20 protein-coding genes are annotated in these 19,270 nt (G+C 45.8%); 9 read left to right on the top strand and 11 right to left on the bottom strand.

Annotation, left to right across the window (positions count from 1 at the left end):
* The first annotated feature begins 14 nt into the window (after positions 1-14).
* Positions 15-941 carry an AEC family transporter gene (locus tag NSQ58_RS25285; protein WP_028541378.1) on the top strand — a complete coding sequence of 309 codons (927 nt, stop codon included), beginning with the start codon at positions 15-17 and terminating at the stop codon, positions 939-941.
* Positions 942-958: 17 nt separating this feature from the next.
* Here the strand turns inward: NSQ58_RS25285 and NSQ58_RS25280 are convergent, their stop codons facing one another.
* Positions 959-1,738 (bottom strand): ABC transporter ATP-binding protein, encoded by a 780-nt coding sequence (locus NSQ58_RS25280; RefSeq protein WP_023988473.1) that lies wholly within the window; start codon positions 1,736-1,738, stop codon positions 959-961.
* A gap of 194 nt (positions 1,739-1,932) precedes the next feature.
* The gene (locus NSQ58_RS25275) at positions 1,933-2,481 is read right to left on the bottom strand and encodes a CGNR zinc finger domain-containing protein (protein WP_023988471.1); all 549 of its coding nucleotides are present in this window, start codon (positions 2,479-2,481) and stop codon (positions 1,933-1,935) included.
* Between the two features lie 138 nt (positions 2,482-2,619).
* Here NSQ58_RS25275 and NSQ58_RS25270 point away from each other — a divergent pair, with 138 nt between their 5' ends.
* Positions 2,620-3,102 (top strand): DinB family protein, encoded by a 483-nt coding sequence (locus tag NSQ58_RS25270; RefSeq protein WP_023988470.1) that lies wholly within the window; start codon positions 2,620-2,622, stop codon positions 3,100-3,102.
* 87 nt (positions 3,103-3,189) lie between these two features.
* Here the strand turns inward: NSQ58_RS25270 and NSQ58_RS25265 are convergent, their stop codons facing one another.
* Complete coding sequence (locus tag NSQ58_RS25265) at positions 3,190-4,053, bottom strand: YheC/YheD family protein (RefSeq protein WP_071558790.1); 864 nt, start codon at positions 4,051-4,053, stop codon at positions 3,190-3,192.
* Between the two features lie 208 nt (positions 4,054-4,261).
* Here NSQ58_RS25265 and NSQ58_RS25260 point away from each other — a divergent pair, with 208 nt between their 5' ends.
* Positions 4,262-5,098, top strand: a complete 837-nt coding sequence (locus NSQ58_RS25260) for a DUF6492 family protein (protein WP_071558791.1) — start codon at positions 4,262-4,264, stop codon at positions 5,096-5,098.
* A gap of 60 nt (positions 5,099-5,158) precedes the next feature.
* A complete protein-coding gene (locus NSQ58_RS25255) occupies positions 5,159-6,502 on the top strand; it encodes a sugar phosphate nucleotidyltransferase (protein WP_071558792.1) in 1,344 nt (447 codons plus the stop codon).
* A gap of 225 nt (positions 6,503-6,727) precedes the next feature.
* Here NSQ58_RS25255 and NSQ58_RS25250 read toward each other — a convergent pair whose 3' ends face one another.
* Positions 6,728-7,471, bottom strand: coding sequence for a succinylglutamate desuccinylase/aspartoacylase family protein (locus tag NSQ58_RS25250; protein WP_076265377.1), 744 nt, complete (start codon positions 7,469-7,471; stop codon positions 6,728-6,730).
* Between the two features lie 5 nt (positions 7,472-7,476).
* Positions 7,477-8,511 (bottom strand): glycosyltransferase family 4 protein, encoded by a 1,035-nt coding sequence (locus NSQ58_RS25245; RefSeq protein ID WP_023988465.1) that lies wholly within the window; start codon positions 8,509-8,511, stop codon positions 7,477-7,479.
* 353 nt (positions 8,512-8,864) lie between these two features.
* Here NSQ58_RS25245 and NSQ58_RS25240 point away from each other — a divergent pair, with 353 nt between their 5' ends.
* On the top strand, positions 8,865-9,338 hold the full coding sequence (locus NSQ58_RS25240; RefSeq protein ID WP_028541384.1) for a C40 family peptidase: 474 nt from the start codon (positions 8,865-8,867) through the stop codon (positions 9,336-9,338).
* A 46-nt stretch (positions 9,339-9,384) separates the two neighbouring features.
* On the opposite strand, the gene NSQ58_RS25235 is transcribed toward NSQ58_RS25240, so the two are convergent.
* Entirely contained in the window at positions 9,385-10,761 is a 1,377-nt protein-coding gene (locus NSQ58_RS25235) for a sensor histidine kinase (protein WP_028541385.1), read from the bottom strand.
* Positions 10,761-11,471, bottom strand: coding sequence for a response regulator transcription factor (locus tag NSQ58_RS25230; protein ID WP_341058414.1), 711 nt, complete (start codon positions 11,469-11,471; stop codon positions 10,761-10,763). The genes NSQ58_RS25235 and NSQ58_RS25230 overlap by 1 nt, the downstream gene beginning before the upstream one ends.
* A 147-nt stretch (positions 11,472-11,618) precedes the next feature.
* On the opposite strand from NSQ58_RS25230, the gene NSQ58_RS25225 reads away from it, so the two are divergent.
* Positions 11,619-12,269 carry an undecaprenyl-diphosphatase gene (locus tag NSQ58_RS25225; RefSeq protein ID WP_341058412.1) on the top strand — a complete coding sequence of 217 codons (651 nt, stop codon included), beginning with the start codon at positions 11,619-11,621 and terminating at the stop codon, positions 12,267-12,269.
* 42 nt (positions 12,270-12,311) lie between these two features.
* Here the strand turns inward: NSQ58_RS25225 and NSQ58_RS25220 are convergent, their stop codons facing one another.
* The 3 genes from NSQ58_RS25220 to NSQ58_RS25210 all read right to left on the bottom strand — a co-directional run bounded on the left by NSQ58_RS25220 (position 12,312) and on the right by NSQ58_RS25210 (position 14,601).
* A complete protein-coding gene (locus NSQ58_RS25220; RefSeq protein WP_338533548.1) occupies positions 12,312-12,986 on the bottom strand; it encodes a phosphatase PAP2 family protein in 675 nt (224 codons plus the stop codon).
* 486 nt (positions 12,987-13,472) lie between these two features.
* On the bottom strand, positions 13,473-14,306 hold the full coding sequence (yidC, locus tag NSQ58_RS25215; protein WP_023988458.1) for a membrane protein insertase YidC: 834 nt from the start codon (positions 14,304-14,306) through the stop codon (positions 13,473-13,475).
* Positions 14,272-14,601, bottom strand: a complete 330-nt coding sequence (locus NSQ58_RS25210; protein ID WP_231118746.1) for a hypothetical protein — start codon at positions 14,599-14,601, stop codon at positions 14,272-14,274. The genes yidC and NSQ58_RS25210 overlap by 35 nt, the downstream gene beginning before the upstream one ends.
* Before the next feature lie 223 nt (positions 14,602-14,824).
* Here NSQ58_RS25210 and NSQ58_RS25205 point away from each other — a divergent pair, with 223 nt between their 5' ends.
* A complete protein-coding gene (locus tag NSQ58_RS25205; protein WP_023988456.1) occupies positions 14,825-16,180 on the top strand; it encodes an outer membrane protein assembly factor BamB family protein in 1,356 nt (451 codons plus the stop codon).
* 43 nt (positions 16,181-16,223) lie between these two features.
* On the opposite strand, the gene nadA is transcribed toward NSQ58_RS25205, so the two are convergent.
* Positions 16,224-17,330 carry a quinolinate synthase NadA gene (gene nadA / locus NSQ58_RS25200; protein WP_341058410.1) on the bottom strand — a complete coding sequence of 369 codons (1,107 nt, stop codon included), beginning with the start codon at positions 17,328-17,330 and terminating at the stop codon, positions 16,224-16,226.
* A 166-nt stretch (positions 17,331-17,496) separates the two neighbouring features.
* Here nadA and NSQ58_RS25195 point away from each other — a divergent pair, with 166 nt between their 5' ends.
* Together NSQ58_RS25195 and NSQ58_RS25190 are read left to right on the top strand one after the other, a co-directional pair.
* A complete protein-coding gene (locus tag NSQ58_RS25195) occupies positions 17,497-18,651 on the top strand; it encodes an IscS subfamily cysteine desulfurase (protein ID WP_341058409.1) in 1,155 nt (384 codons plus the stop codon).
* A complete protein-coding gene (locus tag NSQ58_RS25190; RefSeq protein ID WP_028541390.1) occupies positions 18,648-19,187 on the top strand; it encodes a transcription repressor NadR in 540 nt (179 codons plus the stop codon). Before NSQ58_RS25195 ends, NSQ58_RS25190 begins: the two co-directional genes overlap by 4 nt.
* Positions 19,188-19,270: the final 83 nt, after the last annotated feature.

The raw sequence follows: 19,270 nt of genomic DNA, 5'->3' as shown, positions 1-19,270 counted from the left end.
GATGGGTGGAATTCATGATTCAAATCGTACTTTCAACTCTATTATCCGTTATCGTTCCGCTGTCCATTCCGGTGATCGCCGGATTTTTACTCGGCAAATTCATGAAGCTGGAAACGAAACCGCTCTCGACTTTGTATTTATATTTTTTAAGCCCCGCAATGATTCTGGACACGCTACTCAAAGCACAGCTTTCCTGGCATGATGTGGCGCAGACTGCCGCTTTTTCAATACTGAACCTGCTGCTGTTGTGGGGAATTGCACAATTAGCGGGGAAAATCTTTAGACTGAGCACTCCGGAAACGGCTGGACTTACCTTAATCTCTACGCTGACCAATAGTGCAAATTATGGCCTGCCCCTTATTTTACTTGCCTTTGGGCAGCTCGGTCTGGATAAAGCCTCCGTGTATGTCGTCATCCAGATGATTATGGTCAATACCATTGGCGTTTACTTTGCAGCCCGCTCTGAATTTTCTGTTCAAAGTGCTGTTAAGTCGGTGTTTTCACTTCCTGCGATCTATGCAGCTCTACTCGCCATGGGACTGCGGCTGCTGGACTGGCATCTTCCCTTAGGGATTCAGTCAGGCGTCTCGATGATTGCTGCCGCCTATTCTCCGGTCGTGCTGGCGATCCTTGGCACCCAGATGGCTTATGTGAGAATATTCAAGCTGGAGTCGTCTATTAAAAAAGCCAGCTACGCCGGACTAACAATTCGGCTTCTGCTCTCGCCGCTTGCGGCTTGTCTTGCTATGCTGATACTCGGAATTTCAGGCCTTTTGTTCTCCGTTCTTTTCATTTTGGCCTCGATGCCGGTTGCTGTGAATGCTGTCATTTTAGCAGAAAAATTTAATGCATCGCCAAAACTGGTTTCCACCTGCATCCTGTGGAGCACGCTTGCCTCATTCCTGATTTTGCCTATTCTGATTATGTTGGTAGCAGGTTAGCGAGCAAAAAAGACTCTCTACACCATAGAGAGCCATGCGCGATTCTGTCTCCATTCTACTTGCACAGGCGTTTCAAAAAAAGCACTAAGCGTTTCACTGCTTAGAATATCAGTCGTTTTACCTTTGGCAAATACCGTGCCCCGGCGGATTAGAATCGTATGCGTGTACATCGGTAGAATTTCTTCGATATGATGTGTAACATACAGTAAATTCGGCGAAGCCGGCGACTCCGATAACTGGCGAACGCTATCCAGCAATGCTTCCCGGGAGAAAAAGTCCAAACCATTACACGCCTCGTCCAAAATCAGTAGCTTGGGCGAGGCCATTAATGCACGGGCGATAAGCACTTTTTGCTTTTCTCCCTGTGAGCATCCCTGATACAACCGATCCACCAGATGAGCACACCCCAGTTGCGTCATAAGCTGAACGGCCTGTTCATAATCTGTATCCGTCGTCTGATCATAAAGTCCAATGGAGGCAAATTTGCCACTAATGACAACATCCTGCGTACGCTGACTCCCATTAATTCTTTCCTGTAAAGAGGAACTGACCCAACCGATAGATTTGCGCAGTTCCCTCAGATCCACATCTCCAAAGGTATGGCCCAATACACCGACACTACCTGTGGTTGGCCATATGTAACCGTTAATCATATTGAGCATCGTTGTTTTACCTGACCCATTCAAGCCGAGTACAGCCCAGTGCTCTCCCTCAGCTACCTGCCAATTGATTTGGTCCAGTATGGTGCGGTTATCTCTTTTCCAGCTTACATTGTTAAGTTCAATGACAGAATTCATGGCTTACATCCTTTCTATTCGTCGTATCATCAGATGTTTATACGCATAGTAAAGATCATCGTTAGTACGTCTAGCTTCTCTTTCATGTAAGCATAGCATAGGGTCACTGGTTGTTCAATTTTAAATAACCCACTCCATTGTTCATATAGGAGTGGGCTCAACATGTACTGCTCATGTAAATTCTCTCGCTTCATCTACTGTTTCTTACGTTCGCGAAATCGACGTACCTTCATCAAATTACCGCACATCTTATCGTCGCAAAACCGCTTTGACCGATTTCGGGTATCATCGTAAAATACCCATCGGCAATCGGTATTATCGCAAATACGAATTCTAGAGCCGCCGCTATTGACGAATGCCTGGGCAAAATCGGCTACCACCTCTGCCAGCACTTTTTTCCAGCCGTTTGCCACAGGTTCCAGCACAATGTTGAAATGCTCATCCTGTTGCTTTAATAAGCGAGTGACCGGCCCCCCTTCTATCATCTTCCGGTTAATCGTATCCACCAGATCAGATGTCATTTGTCCTCCGGAAGTCAGGTGCTCAGCGAAGCTACGCAATTCCCGCCGGAGAATTTGCATTTCTTCGATATCTTCTGCACTGGCTGGGACCGGAGCGGAAAATTGCCACTGTATGAGAAAGTCATTTTGCCATTCCGGCTTCAACAAACGATCTTCTGAACGCCCGCTACCTCTCCAGTCATGCCATTCGCTGTTTACAAAATCAGTCCAAAGTGTATTCAAAAGAGTTCCCCCTACCGCCTGTAACCACTAAAATCATTTTAACTGGTTGCAAATCTTATTTTGTCATGCTACATTATTAATTGTAACGATTTATTCTACATTTAGCTAGTTACATCCCTACAAAAGGAGTTGGGTTAGGTGAGCCGAGATCGAGTAAATATGCTGGTATTGCAAAGAGAAAATTCATGGGATAAGGAAGAATGGATTGTTCCTCTTGCCGCAGCACTTCACGGTGTGAATACACAGGAAGCCACTTGGACACCACCAGGTGGAGGAAACACGATTTGGCAAACGGTTCGTCACATTAATTATTACAATGAGCGTATTTTGAGACGTTTAACTGACCGACCTGTAAGCTCAACTGGAATAAGCAACGATGAGACATTCGGTCCGCCAGGGGATACTGAAGACCATGAAGGATGGCAGAAGACACTGAAAGAAGCAGAAGCTATTGTAAACCAACTGCTTGTCGCCATTACTGCTTTGACTGATGCTGATCTGGATAAGCCTTTCGGCTCCGAAACTCTCGGTGCAGAATTATCGCGGTGGACGCTGCACGATGCATATCATAGTGGACAAATCGTACTTATACGTAAACAACTGGGTACTTGGCGCGTTTAAAAATAAATATCCTAATTAAAAAGGATGAATTATGAAATATTCATCCTTTTTTCTGTATTAGCTGCTGGCAATGAAGCAATCTACTGGTCAAGATATTTTTTCTTTTTTTGAATCTTTAATTACATTCTTATTTTTATCTTTACTCTTATCTTTATTCTTGTCTTTATTTGTATCTTTGCTTGGGACGGAGACTTTCCTTTTTTCATTAGCCAGTCGCCAATAGCTTAACACTTTACTGTACATGGACTTATCTGTTAATTGGTTAAAAATATATGGGTCCGGCTTCGTATTCACCTCAATAATCCACGGGATAAAGCGATGATCCAGTCCAATGTCCACACCAATTTGCCGGAAATTCGGATATGTTTTTTGCAGTTGTTTGGCGATGGTAAGACCCAGTTCATTTAGTTTCTTGACCAGCTCCGCCTGTTTGCTTTGCGATAAATGGGATTTTAGTAACTGCTCCAAGGCCATCGGCTTACCACCACTATGATAGTTAGTCACGATTTTACGAGGATGACCAAGACGTCCAATAATTCCGGTAGACTCCCATAGCCCTTTTTCATTCCGCTGCACCATAACCCGAATATCAAAATAACGCATTTGATGGCGTAGTAAATGGATTCCCTTTTGAATGAGATAACTTTTCTTCCCCGTATGTTTCGATAGGCTGGTATATAGTGCATCCAAATGTTTGAATTCTTGACGCGTTTCCTCATATTGATAGGCGAAACGCTGGCCGGCCTCCTGCTCTACTCTCATTACACCTTTACCAAAGGTACCTCGCTCGGGTTTTACATAGACCATACCGTATTTCTCCAGCATTGACTTCAAATTTGCTTTGTTATATTTGCGAGTTTCTGGTACATAAGGTTTGATGCTTCCATGCTGGAGCAACAATTGGGTTTTATGCCATTTGCTGCGCAACGCCTGCGCTTTTGAAGAATTCACTTGCCCCTCTCCTCTCTACTCTCAGGTAGAACGCTCCTGTTAAAAAAGATCAATCTATCGTATGCGCTAACTCCCCATTCGAAGCTTCATCAGCCCTGTCCTGCATAGAAATGGACGTTTGACCTTGCCCGGTCGAAAGCGCCTGTCCAAGCATACGATATTGTGAGACGCTGGGAGCATATATTTGCACATATAGGGAGTGAATAACATGTCAGCGCAATCGGATGGGCCACGGAAGGGTTCCCTTACAATCGATGTTCTGATTCCCGCAATTGATAAAGATATTGCCACACTACCGCTGGTGATTGATAGTCTGCGCCGTCACGTGCAGCACCGAATTGGAAATATTTATATCGTTTCACCGCAAAGCACCGGGATTCGCCGTCTGTGCGTAAACAAGAAATGTACATTTATAGACGAAAAAACGGTGCTGCCCATCACCAAAAAACATATTCATTACGGGACAACGCGCTGGGACCGCTCAGGCTGGCTGTATCAACAATTGCTCAAAATGAATGGCGACAAAATCAGTAAAGCCTCTTTTTTTCTCGTCATTGACGCGGACACGATTTTGATTCGTCCACATACGTTCCGTAAAGACGGAAAAACGATTTTTTACTACCGCAGCTGGAGCCAGCCTGAGTATTTTCGCACCCATCACAAGTTGATGGGCGTTAAAGCGCCCTCACCAAAGTCCTTTGTTACTCACTATATGCTTTTTGAAAAAGCGCGGCTTACCCAGCTCAAGCAAGTTATCGAGGCCCGACATGGAAAACCTTGGTACAACGCAATTATCCACAGTATAGACCGGACAAAACAGTTTGGGTTTTCCGAATATGAAACGTATGCCAACTATTTATACAGCAATCAGCCCTCTCGGATGATTTTGCGCAAGTCATTGAATAAAGCGCTTCATAGTCGGGCTTCTTCCCTGTCGCAAAAACAATTGGATGTCTTGGCCAAGAGCTATCGCTCCTTATCTTTTCATCAACGCAAGGTGTACCAGCTTGCTCCAAAAACAAAGATTGAATCATCGCTAAAATAGTTCTTAAAATCCTGCAAAATGATGCAGTACAATGGATCTGCATTGAAGGAGGAAACGTCCGTGCGCATCGTATTGTTATGCGGTGGTGCCGGAAAACGGCTATGGCCACTATCCAACGAAATCCGGTCGAAGCTGTTTCTCCGGTTGTTGTCCGCTCCTGACGGGCGAAAGGAATCTATGCTCCGCCGGGTGTACCGTCAGCTCACCTTAGCCGGGCTGGATTCCTCAGCCCTGCTTCTGGCTCATCGGAGTCAGGTAAATCTAGCCTTTCGCCATACAGAAGGTCGTCTGCCCGTTCTAGGCGAGCCTGCCAAACGGGGAACCTTCACCGCAGCTGCACTGGCGGCTGCTTATTTTCACACCAGAGGCACGGGGCTGGATGAAGTTCTCTGCATTGCTCCAGCGGACATGTATGCAGGGGAGGATTTCTTCCATAGCATAGCAGCGCTCTCCGGCTTATTGCTTGAGAGCGGAGCCGATCTGGCTATGCTTGGGACAAGGCCTACTCATCCCTCCGACCAATACGGCTATGTCGTTCCGGGTCTGCAAATGATACGGGAAGGGAAAACTTCTTATGCGCAAGTTGCCCGCTTCACAGAAAAGCCGGATCTCTCCGGGGCACAACAGCTTATTCATCAGGGCGCGCTGTGGAACTGTGGTGTTTACGCTTTTACATTACGGTATATGCTGTCCTGTATGGAGCGAAGTTATTTGCCGCTGAACGATAAAGCATTATGCGCAATGTATGATAGCCTCCCGGTTCGCAGTTTTGATGAGGAGATTGCAGAGCGTGCCGAACATGCCATCGTCCTGCCCTACGATGGCGAATGGCACGACATCGGCAACTGGCAGGCCCTAACAGAGCAGCTAAGCAGCCAAGTGATCGGGCGTGGACAGATTAGTGGTCAGACTCTTGGTACGCACATCGTCAATGAGCTGCCCTATCCAATTCATGTCATTGGCGTGGAAGATATTATTGCTGCTGCGAGTCCCGACGGCATTCTCATTGCGTCCAAGAGCCATGCCCACGTAATCAAGGAGCAGCTAGGTAAACTTCAACTTCACCCCATGCATGGTGAAACCTCTTGGGGCAGTTACCGGGTGCTGGACGAGTTTGATCATCGGAGTCTGAACGATATACTGGCCATACGGCTGACGGTACTGCCAGATCACCGCTTGAATGGCCGTATTCACGGCAGTGGACTTAAAGTATGGACGATTGTGTCCGGTCGTGGAGAGGTCATGCTGAACGGAGAGCGTTTTGCTGCCGCAAGCGGTTCTGTATTTAGCATTCCGGTTGATACGTATCACACGATCCGTGCCGATCTGGATACACCACTGGAGCTGATTGAGGTACGTCTGGGGAACAGCTTGGTGAATGCCTTCTATAAATCCGAGGCCTGACAACACATAGATCAGGATTTTGCAAAATTCGATTCCAGTCGCTCCAAAGTGCAATATATAGACGAACTAGAGCATTGCGATCTATATATTGTTCATTGGAAGTCGCTTATTAGATTTTTGCAAAATCCTCAGATATAACATAGCACGCTACGGATTCTGAACGGAGGTCGCACATAATAAATCGCTCCTGAGCAAGGTGAAAAAATCCTTGCTCCAGAAGCGATTTTATTTTGTGATGCCATATTTTCTTGAGATAATAGTTCTAACCTTGGCAGATAAATATACCTCGTTGCCTTTGACTATTCCGGCTTCTTTTAAAAAATGCCGGACAATCTCTAACTGATAGTGTATGCGTACTTTCTTGGGCAGGCTCCAACCCGTTTCCACGGTAACCGCGCGTGTACCTAAAATGCGGGCTGCAGCAGTGCGGGAGGAACCTGGGAGCTCATGCAGCCGAATGTTGAAATGTCGGTCGCTCACCTGGATGGAGCGATTCATTCGCTTAATAATCCGGCGAACCGCAGGAACCACCGAATTGGCTTTGTTGGTGATTAGCGTTTGACCAAGCACCTTGGAATCCTTTTGTGACAATCCGTTAGCCTCATGCAAGTCGAGATACCATTCCGGTTGATGCTTTTGTGTTAATTTGAATAGAGCAGCGGAAAGTGGTTGTGTTGCCAGCTGCTTTTTTTTGCGCGGAAAGGTTCGATTAAGATCAGGTATTCCTCTAATCCGTTTGCGGTAAGCCTCTTGATTTACAATCGGTACAATTATAAGCTTACCCTGGCTAAATCGCAGTTTTTGCTGATTCAAAAGCTTTACCAGTTTCTCAGCAGCTCGTATGCTTGCTATTTCTTTACCATGTATTCCCGCCACCACCATCACACACGGACCTTTCTGTGCCCCTGTGGCTATATAATAAGGAGTTGCCCAAGAGCCCTTTCCGAGCATATACCGTTTAACCTGCATTCCCCTCACCTCCGTGTAGGCTGTCGTTGTCCTCTCTTTTGTTCTCGCCGACGGATGATTTCACGGTATAGTCTTAAGTAGTTACTGGTCATCTGTTTGTTGGTAAATCTTTGAGTCACATACAAACGCAGCTTCGCTGGTGACGGGTAGTTTTTTTGCTGTGCTTTTCGTGCCATTTGGCTAACCGATTTGCAAATCAACTGTGGAAAGCCCGAGAGCACCTCGGGAACGGAGCCGTTTTTTAATGCCAGCACCGGTGTTCCACAAGCCATGGCCTCAACCATAACGAGTCCAAATGGCTCTTCCCACAGTGTCGGAAACAACAGACACTCTGCATGTTTCAGCAATTTCTGTTTCTGATCGCCTCCAACTGCCCCCACATAGCGTATATTCGGATTACGCTGAATTCGTTTCTGAATCTCTTTGCGGAAAAATTCTGGAGCTTTGATAGGACCTGCAATAAGCAGTTTTTTTCCTGTTCGTTCTGCAACCTGAATGGCCTGCAATACACCTTTATTTCGTATAATTCTGCCCATGAACAGCAAGTAGCCACGCTTCTCACTGCTGAACTCGTATTCATGTGTGTTAATGCCGTTATAGATATAAAATCCTTTGCCCCTGCCCATCAGCTGACGTGCTCGTTTACTGACATATACCGGGTTTTTACCGTGTCTCTTCACTGGAAGATGAACGGTGCATACTGATGGACAAGGCAGCTTCCTACGCCCTACAGCAGAACGAAAGGTATGATCATGAATGATATGTGTGTCGGAAGGCATATGCCGGAGTACATATTGGGGGATCTGACTATGTTTCAAACCCTTGGGATAGGTAATCAACCGCGCACTGCTCCTGCTCCCAAGAGCGGCAAAAAGAGATACATGATGCCCTCGTCTCACCAATTCCTCAGTTAATTCATGCACGACCTTTTCCGTTCCGCCCTTGTTGGAGGGTACCGGCTGTGCATCTGGATAGTTAGAAATGACCTGAACAATGGTTAGACGCCGTTTTTTGAGTGCTTTATTCTGTTTTGAAGCCATACGAATTCCCCTTCCTGACCGGAAATACGGTGTGATCCTTACAATGTCAACGGGAATCAGAGCATACTCCCGTACAAGTTATAAATTGTAGTATATAGGTATGTATATTTTGCGTGATTGCTTGTGCCAATCGTCTGCAAGTCGCTTTTTGTCATACGAGCCTATCTATAAGTGGAGTCTATACAATTTGTCAAGCCAAAATTAAGGAGAAAATTCTCATCGTTTTCTAATAAATGAGGACAAAGCGTTGGGGTAACAGGTTTGTAACCATGAGTGGTAAATTCCGGATATTTTATTTGTGTTATTGTCATTTCAGGACATCAACACAATACGAATAACGGAGGAATTTATATATGAAACATACTTCTAAAAAATTGTGGATGGGTATTTGCTTTACTATGACTTTGGCATTGAGCGCAGGGAGCTTCGTCGTTGGACCAGCCACCACTCATGCTGCTTCGGCAAGTAAAGCTGATCGGATTATTTCTAAAGGCTCCCAGTTTATGGGTGTGCGTTATGAGCATGGAGCCCCAGCTGGCAATACAAGCTCTTTTGACTGCTCTTCATTCACTCAATATGTATTTGCACAAAATGGCATTAAGCTACCACGTTCGTCTAGACAGCAATCAACTGTTGGCACTTTTGTACCGCGTAGTCAGCTGAAAAAAGGCGATTTGGTCTTTTTCTATGCACCAATTCATCATGTAGCCATTTACATGGGGAACGGCAAAATTCTGCATACGTATGGTAAAGGCGGCGTAACGGTTACAGATCTAAATTCCGGATGGTGGAGTCGCAATTACACAACAGCACGTCGTGTCCTTTAGAATAAATTTTAGATGATAAAAAGGGCTGTCCCGCTAGTAGATATATCTACTGGAGGGACAGCCTTTCCTGTTGTCTTTGGGGCAGCGTGACGATGACTACCGTTCCTTCTCCTTCTACGCTCTCCATGCGTATCGTACCCTGATGGGCATCTGTAATTGCCTTGGCAATTGGCAACCCCAGCCCCGTTCCTCCGGTTTTACGATGCCTGGAGCTATCTACCCGATAAAATCGTTCAAAGACCCGCTTGATCTCGCCCTCAGGTATTCCGATCCCATAATCCTTAACCTGGATATAGACATCCTTTTCATCTGTAGATAACCCTATTTCGATCTCATCCGAGCTGTATTTTAATGCATTATCCAGCAGGATCACTAGCAACTGCTTTATTTTTGTCAGATTGGCATCCAGCCAAATTTCGTTCTCTTCTGTTAAAATAGAAATTTGACGATCATGTACAGGCTTGAGATGCGCTACCACCTGTTGACAACAACCGATCATTTCTATCCGCTCATGCGGCTCAGGATCTTTCTGCTGTGAGGAGGCAAGAGTCAGCAACTGCTGTGTCATCGTACGCATTCGCTGAGTTTCTTCATAGATCGATTCAATGGATTCCTTACGAATGTCCTCGTCACGCGTGCCCCACCGCCGCAGCATGTTGGCATAGCCCTCAATAATCATAAGAGTGGTGTTCAGCTCATGTGAGGCATCTGAAACAAACTGCTGCTGGCTCTGAAAGCTTTCTTCTAATCTCTCCATCATTCGGTTAAAAGTGGCGGTCATTTGGGACAATTCATCTTGATTATGACTGCCAGCGGGGATTTTTTTAAATTTCAAGCTTCTTTCAATTTCCTGCATCGTTTGAATACTACTGGAAATCGGCAGCAATATGGCATTCGCCAAAATCGTGCTTCCTACCAAGCTTAGCAACATAGCCCCTACAGTCGATGTGATGAGAATCGTATTTAAAATATCGAGATTGGTTTCGAGTGCATCCCATTTTTCCACGATCTCCAGCGTCCCCTTCTGATTGCCCTCCAGAGAAAGCACAGGCAGATGGATAACCAGAATTTTATGACCCTGTACATCTGTCAGTTGAGAGCTTTGAGAAGTGTTAAAACGTATATCGCCCAGCTTAAAGCGGGACTGGCGACTTACTTCATACAAAAGTCGGGATTGCTGATCAAATACCCTCAAAATGGTATCTCCAGAAAGCTCATCTTTCAGTTTGGGGCCCCATGCATTCTTCAGAATCATCGTGGGTCCGGTTTCGGCAATGATTTCAGTCCACTTATTTTGCAGCACTTCTCTTTCATTTCGCGTAGCGATTTTGACGAACAATAGGTGAACTGTAACATCCACAAACAGGAGTATCGACATCACTAAAATAGAACTGAGCAGGGTGATTTTGGTCCGAAGCTTCACTAGTCTTCCTCCCGGATGAAGTACCCAACACCGCGCACGGTTTTTATCAATTTCTTTTTGTATCCATGATCAATTTTTTTGCGAACATATCGGATATACACATCTACGACATTCGTATCACCGACAAAATCAAATCCCCACACGTCCTGAATCATTTGATCCCGCTGCAATACCTGATTTTTGTGCTCCATCAGATAAAGAAGCAGATCATATTCTTTTGGCGTCAGTTCGATTCGGTTTCCTTCCCGCACTACTGACCTGGTTTTGCGTTCCAACACCAAACTATCCACTTGGAGCCTAGACGGCGGCTTGTCCTCTTCTTGTAAAGCGGTAGCTGTTGGCTCCATTTGATGCCTCATACTGGCCCGCATCCGCGCTAATAACTCCTCGATCTCAAAAGGCTTCGTAATGTAATCATTGGCACCTTCATCCAGACCTGAAACCTTATCAGGAGTCGTGTTACGTGCAGTGACCATAATTACTGGTGTATGATTGTCCACTTTTCGAATCTGCTTCAGTACCTCGACCCCGTTCATCTCCGGCAGCATTACATCCAGTATGATGATATCCCATGTACCTACTAGAGCTTTTTCCAATCCTTCTCTGCCCGTCTGTGCGATTTCAACTGCATATCCTTCATGGGATAACTCCAACTGAAGCAATCTGGATATCTTCTCTTCATCATCAATGACCAGCACCGACTTTTCCATCGCAAAACCACCTATTTTCTATAGAAAAAACAAATGAGTAATGGAAATGACATTCATTTTTTATTTGATTTTAAGCTTTTATCCGTGTAGTCGCTCTATAATATAACTTTGTTATTCAATTTTTTGATGTTAAGGAGTAATTTATTCATGTTAATTAATGTAGATTATGCTTTATTTCACTGGATCAATGAACTGGCTAATTCCCTCGCCTTTTTGAATGGAACCATGCGTTTCTTGGCGCAATATGCACCATATTTATTCGGAGTGGCTTTGCTGATTTACTGGTTCACTTTTAAAATGCCGCATCGGATGATGGTTTTAGAAGCCGTTATAACGGTTTGTATCGGTTTTGTAATTAGTTGGGGCCTTGGACATTTGTTTTACAGAGATCGACCTTTTGTCGGACATTCAGTCATTCAGCTTGTTCACCATGATCCTAATGCTTCATTCCCAAGTAACCATGCACTTGGAGCGTTTGCTCTGGCTGCCATTTTATGGATTCATCATCAAAAATCCCGTGTTCTCTGGGTTATCTTGGCTGTACTCATCGCAGTATCCCGCGTGTGGACCGGAGTGCATTATCCCTCGGATATTTTGGCAGGTGCGCTTATTGGTGCAGGTTGTGCCATTGGCGTTCATCAATTCATTCGAAGCCGGAAGCTTCCTGGCATCTTCATGCAGGCGGCTATTATATTTTATGGAAAATGGGAGCAGAAGCTGGGGCTCAAGCCTGGTGAACAGGCCAGAACTAAGATGACTGAACACACTTCCTCTGTCCAAATGAAAAGCAGACGCTAAAGCGTCTGCTTTTTTATATGCTTCATTTATTTATGCTACCTATTATGCTGTCGATTTGGAGCGAAGTGGCAGCATTCGTCGTTCTTCGTACCGCTGATAAAACCAAATACAAGCCGCCATCCAGCAGCCACTCATAAAATAGCCACCCACAACGTCGCTCGGATAATGTACGCCCAAATAAATGCGGCTCGTTCCGATTGCTACAATCAGCAGACTGCTGAGCACAATAAGAAGGATACGCCCCAGCCTAGAAGGAACATGCTTCCACACTAAAAATGTCAGCGCAGCGTACATGCTGAAAGCTGTCATGGAATGTCCGCTCGGAAAGCTGTATCCATTCTCTTCAATAATACGGTTAATCTCCGGTCTCGCACGCTGAAAAAGCAATTTCAGTATCGTATTCAGCATTACCGATCCCAACACACCAACCGCCAAAAAAAGCAGTTCTCTGCGGTGTCCCAATACTCTATAAAGCACGAACATGGCAATTAAAATGATGATCACAACTGGAATCCCGCTGCCGATCATGGTGAAAAATTTCATTAGACGGGTCATGGCGGGCGACTCCAGCTGTCGAATAGCCATAATAATTTTCTGGTCAAAATACCGTATTTGATGGTCGCTCACCCATAATGCGATTAAGCTAAAACCGAGTGCACATACTATACATGTGAGCAGTGCTAAGGAAATGGGCAGCTTTGTTGGTGTTTGCTTCATTTTCTATAGTTCCTCCATAACATTCATTGCGTGATAAAACAAAGTCCAGCATTAGCTTTCGTATATATCTTACTTTACCCATTTTTCTGTTATCATTTCATTCAAAGACTAGGTGCATCCTCCACATGTTGAAACCCATTTTTTTGAAAAGGTCGGGAGCAGGCGCCCATGAGGCATCCCTGTTGGTATATAGCCCGGTGCTTTTTGCACGCTTCTCATGCAATAGCATCCGTCCTCCCTTATTTGATGATCATACCATTCTATGGACGTGGTTGGAGTTCTCATATAGCCTCTCCCAACTTTAAGAATCATTTTATAATATAAGGATTTCATATTGACTACAAAATCACAAGCGGAATGTAGCGAAAAAGCAGCATCAAAAAAGGACGCCATTCTAAGCCTTATAAACGGCTCGAATGACATCCTATGATTACACTTGGCATACTACAAGCGCAATTCCCAAGTTAAACAAACATCATCTTCTATTTAGGTTGGTGTGACTTCTCCAAGTTTAACCTTACTCTCTGCTTCCTCTATTGGATAGCGTCTGCGGAACCACAGCGACTGAAGCAGCAAAAAGGTGCCGCTTACTGTCCAATATAATGGCATGGCAGAAGGGGCATTAAAGGAAAAGACCGCCATCATAATCGGTGAAAGATAGCCCATAATCGCAAATTGCTTGCGCTGGTCAGGCGTCATCTGAAGCTGAGAAAGCTTGGCCTGTGCCAAGTATACAACTGCGACGACGATTGCCAAAATCCAGTCCGGCTGTCCGAGCCGGAACCATAGGAAGGAGTGTGACGCCAGCTCCGGGGTTAAGCGGATTGCAGTGTACATACCGCTCAAGATCGGGAGCTGAATGAGAATAGGCAGACAACCGATATTAAGCGGATTGAATTGATGCTCTTTATAAAGCGACATCATTTCCTGCTGCATACTCTGCTGGCTGGTGGTATCTTTCTTGTTTTCATACTTCTTCTTAATTCGGTCCAAGTCGGGCTGCATGGCGCTCATCTTACGCTTCATCCCCTGCTGGGCACGCGTTTGACGCATCATAAGAGGCAGTAAGGCCAGCCGGACAATGAATGTCAAAGTCATAATCGCCAGCCCAAAGCTTCCACCAAACCATTGCGCCAATTGCTGAATAAGCCAAGAAAGCGGGAACACCACGTAATGATTAAAAAATCCGGGTGTCTGTGCATTTATCTCCGCAGCATTCGCACCACAACCAGACAGCAGCATAACCACCGCCAACGCTACCATTAATCCTAATATCCGTTCTTTTTTACCCCAAAAGGTGAATCCCTTGAATCGTTTCATATGTTCCTCCTCGTTGATTGGCTGTGCCATCGTTCAACGAGGGAGAACAATCGGATGCATCTTCATCCGGCGCTTCCTTACGCCGGATATGTCGGGCCAGCCGGACAGGCATGTCCTGTCCACGGGCAGACATCGGCATCTGTGGAGAAGCATGCGACCTTACGGGCCCGCCTTCGACCCAGCATTCGGGTACATTGCCGTGCAAATGAGCGAGATATGCATAAGTCACTGTGCACAGCAAGCCGATTGTAAATAAATAAGGGAGTAGGTCCTGGAGCTCAAACAAGGGATTCACCTCCTTCGGTTTGTTGCTACAATTATAGCACGAAAACCGGACAAGCGACTAATCTTTAATTAGAGATACAGGTTGGACACAAGCAACTGAATTTAAGTATTTATGCTCAAAACAACCAAAATGTAAATACAACATGAAACTTTTGGGTTTATTTACAGTCTAATCAAAGGTGACTTTCTATAAAGCCTTACTCCCCTATTAACCATTAAAGGAGCCAGCGCGTATGAGAAAAACGATACACAGCACATTGTTTACAGGATTGGCGTTAGCCAGCATTGGGCTGCCCTTAATCAGCGATGGATTCACTGAAAAGGCAAGTGCAGAGCAATCTGCAGTCTCCATGAGTAACGCCGCTTATAGCACCACAATCCAGGCACCTGTGATCAAACCTTCCTGGTCTTTTCCCGTTATCCCAATCGATAGAAACCGATATCCAGATAAGGCGGTAGCAATAGCGGAAAACGGTAAGGTATTCGCGGTTGACTCGAACCATAGACTGGTTGCCCTTGAGGCCAGTTCGGGTCGGAAATTGTGGCAATATGGTGATCAACTTACCCCTGTTTTAACGTACAACAAAGGTATCATCTACGGAATGACACGAAGCGGTTCTATCTATGCCGTTACAGAAGCTGGCAAGAAAGTGTGGTCCACTCCGCTTGGATTTACTGAAGCATATGGTATTCAGCGCATTGGTCCAACTATATATATTATGCAATCGGTGCAAACGGCTGCCATTGATGCTGTCAGTGGCAAGGTGAAGTGGAAAATCAGTGAGGATAAGAACTCATACAGTGGTTTGGGCGAAATAATGGAAACTGACGGTGTGCTTATCCGCAACTATAATGTACAGGGCAGCCTGACCTTTGAACAGATTAATGCCTATGACGCTAAAACCGGCAAAAAGCTTTGGGACAGCTTCAGAAGTTCTTTTCCACTGGCCGTTAAAGACGGGATTGTCTACTCTGTTGCCAATACGTTTATGATTGATGATGACCCGGTAAATCGAAAAGTTACGATAGCACAGTACGACCTCAAGACAGGTGAATCCAAAGGAGATCGTCAGTACCGATGGACTGAGGCTGAAAATAAAGATGGCACTTTCCAATCTGGAGGCATATACGGTTCTGCTTTTTTGTACGGTAAAGACCTTTATGTCTTTCAGGGAAAGATACTAGCTTCCTATGACTTCTGGAACTATAAACCAGATAGCAAACCTGCTCGCAAGTGGGCGCAAAATGGCTATGATCAACTTGTTCCTTTATTGTCTATTCATGAAGGTCGCATGTTCTACCAAGATTTTAGTACATCCAGACTGACTGCTATGAAGCTGTCCTCAGGTCAATTCATTCATTACGACGGCGATAATCCGACCGTTCAAGCTGACGTATTCGGTAAAGGAGTCTATGTCGGGCAATCAGATGGCGTATTTCATGGCTATGATTTGATGAGCTTAAAGCCCGTGTTTGCTGTCAACACAGGCTCACGCTCCTTCGGTCCAACGCTCAAATCCGGTGGAATGATATTTATTCAAAGCGGAAACCGTCTGCTTGGCGTCAAGCTCCCTGCTTCTTTAAAATAAGACCAAAGATTTTAAGCAGCATTCTCGCTGGAACAGCAAAAGGTTAACGGATAGCAAGCATACGATTCAATGCTAGTACAGCATCCTGTCTGATCTGAGCATCCACACGAATCACACCCACAGGCTCACCCCGATCAAACTGCTCCATTGCCCACAGCAAATGGGGAAGATCGATCCGGTTCATGGTCAGACAGGGACACATATCGGGATTGAGCGATTCAATCTGCTGTTCAGGGTACTGCTGTTTGATTCGTTGCACGAGATTCATTTCTGTGCCAACAGCCCATTGGGTTCCCGGCTCTGCCGCGCGAATGGTATCGATGATGAATTTTGTGGAGCCCGCGCAATCTGCGAGCTGTACGACCTCATAAGAGCATTCGGGGTGCACGATGACCCGGATGTTCTTATCACGCTCGCGGACATTGCGAATGTGATCTACCGTGAATTTTTCATGAACAGAGCAGTGCCCTTTCCATAAAATAATTTTTACGGTTGCCGGGTCCTGTTCAGTCTCCAGCTGATCGGTCATGGGATTCCACACGGCCATTTCAGCCAGCGGAATTCCAAGATCGTAAGCTGTATTGCGACCTAAATGCTGATCCGGCAAAAACAAAATACGTTCCTTTTGCTTCAGCGCCCACTCCAGCACTTGTTTGGCATTCGAAGAGGTCACGGTAGCCCCGCCATGTCGTCCTACAAAGGCTTTGATCTCTGCTGTGGAATTTACATACGTTAACGGAATGATCGTATCTCCTACGAACTCCTGTAAATGCTTCCACGCTCGTTCTGTCTGCTCTATGTTCGCCATATCTGCCATCGAGCAGCCTGCGCGCATATCCGGCAGTACAACAGTCTGTCGATCGGTAGTCAGCATATCCGCTGTCTCCGCCATAAAATGTACCCCACAAAATACAATAAACTCCGCTTCCTGATTTTGTGCAGCCATTTGAGCAAGCTGTAGAGAATCTCCTGTTATATCAGCAAATTGAATAACCTCGTCCTTCTGATAGTGATGGCCTGGTATAAGCAGCTTGGGTCCCCATTTTTGTTTCAGCTCGGCCACTCGCTGCTCCATGTCAGCAACCGTCAGTGTCTTATAATGCTCTGGCATAAGCCCTCGATTTCCTTGTAAAACGTTAAGCATAGACATTAGAATCCCTCCATATCGATACGGCTGATCGTTCCCGCTCTCACGAACAGATAACCGCTTTGTGTACATACATATTTACAAGTGTCTTGACACTTATATTTACACATGCCTACAATAATCTCAAGAGTTTTTGAATGGAATTATTTTTGAGCAGGGAGGAATTGCTGTGATTTATCTGGACTATGCCGCTTCCACACCTATGTGTGACGAAGCTCTAAATATGTATAACGTATTAAATAAGGAAATGTTCGGAAATGCCAGCAGCCTCCATGATGCGGGCGGTCAAGCAGCCTACACGCTGGATTACAGCAGGCAACGAATAGCAAATATGATTGGCGGGCAAAAGGAAGGCATCTATTTTACAACCGGGGGAACAGAATCCAATATGTTGATTGTGCAATCAATCCTGAACGGGTTGCCGCAGCATAAAAAGCATTGGATCATGAGCGCTTTGGAACATCACTCGATGTACAACCTTGCTACTTTGCTGGAACGTCAGGGCTATGAACTGACCATTGTGCAACCGGATCGGGAAGGACGAATGACTCGCGAAGCTCTTTTACCTCACCTGAGAGAAAACACCGGACTTGTATCTGTACAACACGCCAATTCGGAAACGGGACTGGTTCAGGACCTTGCTGCCATATCTCCCCTGCTACACGAACGGGGTATTTTGCTGCACAGTGATGCGGTACAGACATTTGGGAATATTCTCTTAGATGTAGAAGCCATGGGAGTAGATGCACTCTCTGTATCGAGCCATAAAGTGTATGGCCCCAAAGGTGTCGGTGCTGCATATCTCAAACCCGGAACCCCGTGGCGTCCCGTGTACCCTGATACGCTACATGAAAACGGATTTCGTCCTGGAACGGTTAATGTTCCCGGGATTGCAGCCTTTGTCGCGGCGGCAGAAATGATGACCGAACAGATGGAGTCGCATCAGGAGCGATATGCTACCCTGAGAAGACACTTTATTAGGAAAATTCAGGAAAGATCCATTCCGTTACGTTGGGTCGTACAGGAAAGCGAGAATAAAGCAGTGCTTCATCATATAGTTGGATGTTTTTTTCACGGTTACGAGGGACAATATGTTATGCTGGAATGTAATCGCAGAGGTGTCTGTATATCAACCGGAAGCGCATGTGCCGCCGGACACCACGATCCTTCGCCTGCCTTACAAGCGCTTGGAGCATCCGACCGTGAAGCATTACAATTTATCCGTATTTCTTTCGGAAGGGCAACCACCATCGAGGAATTGAATGTACTGGTAGATATTTTGACAGACCTGACGCATCGACAAGAAAGGAGCTTATCCCGTTGACTGAATCTTTAAAGCGGTCAGGTACGGATCGCCGCGAGCAGCTGCTGTTGTGGCTGAAGAGCGAATCACCGCTGACCGGGAGCGAACTGGCACGCAGATCCTCCGTTTCCAGACAAGTAATTGTACAGGATATTTCCCTGTTAAAAGCAAGCCAAGAGCCTATCCTTGCAACGAGTCAAGGATACATTTATATGGAGCCTGCGGGTCAGACAGCCCCCTTAGCCTCACGTATTATTGTGTGTAAACATCGACCTGAACAGACAGAAGAGGAACTAAAGCTGATTGTGGACTACGGTGTAAGTGTGCAGGATGTTATTGTTGAGCATCCGGTATACGGGGATCTAACTGCTCCGATACGGGTTGGAACTCGCAAGGAAGTGGACGATTTTATCCGTAAAATCAGTTCCACCCAGGCCACTTATTTGTCCCAGCTGACGGGAGGCATCCACCTGCATACCTTGAATGCCTCGGATGAAGATAAAATTAACGATGCCTGCGCTGCACTGGAGCAAGCAGGCTTCCTGATGACGGACTAACTTAGTGCGCTATAGCGGAGTAAAGAAAATCCTGTCCAGTATGTGGAGTGCAACTGTGCTCCACATGGACGGTATGTAAGTAG

This window comes from Paenibacillus sp. FSL M7-0134 (assembly GCF_038007865.1).
In the GTDB taxonomy this organism is placed as follows: Bacteria; Bacillota; Bacilli; order Paenibacillales; family Paenibacillaceae; genus Paenibacillus; species Paenibacillus polymyxa_B.
Note: the sequence above shows the minus strand (reverse complement) of the source record. Positions and strands in the feature narration are given on the sequence as shown.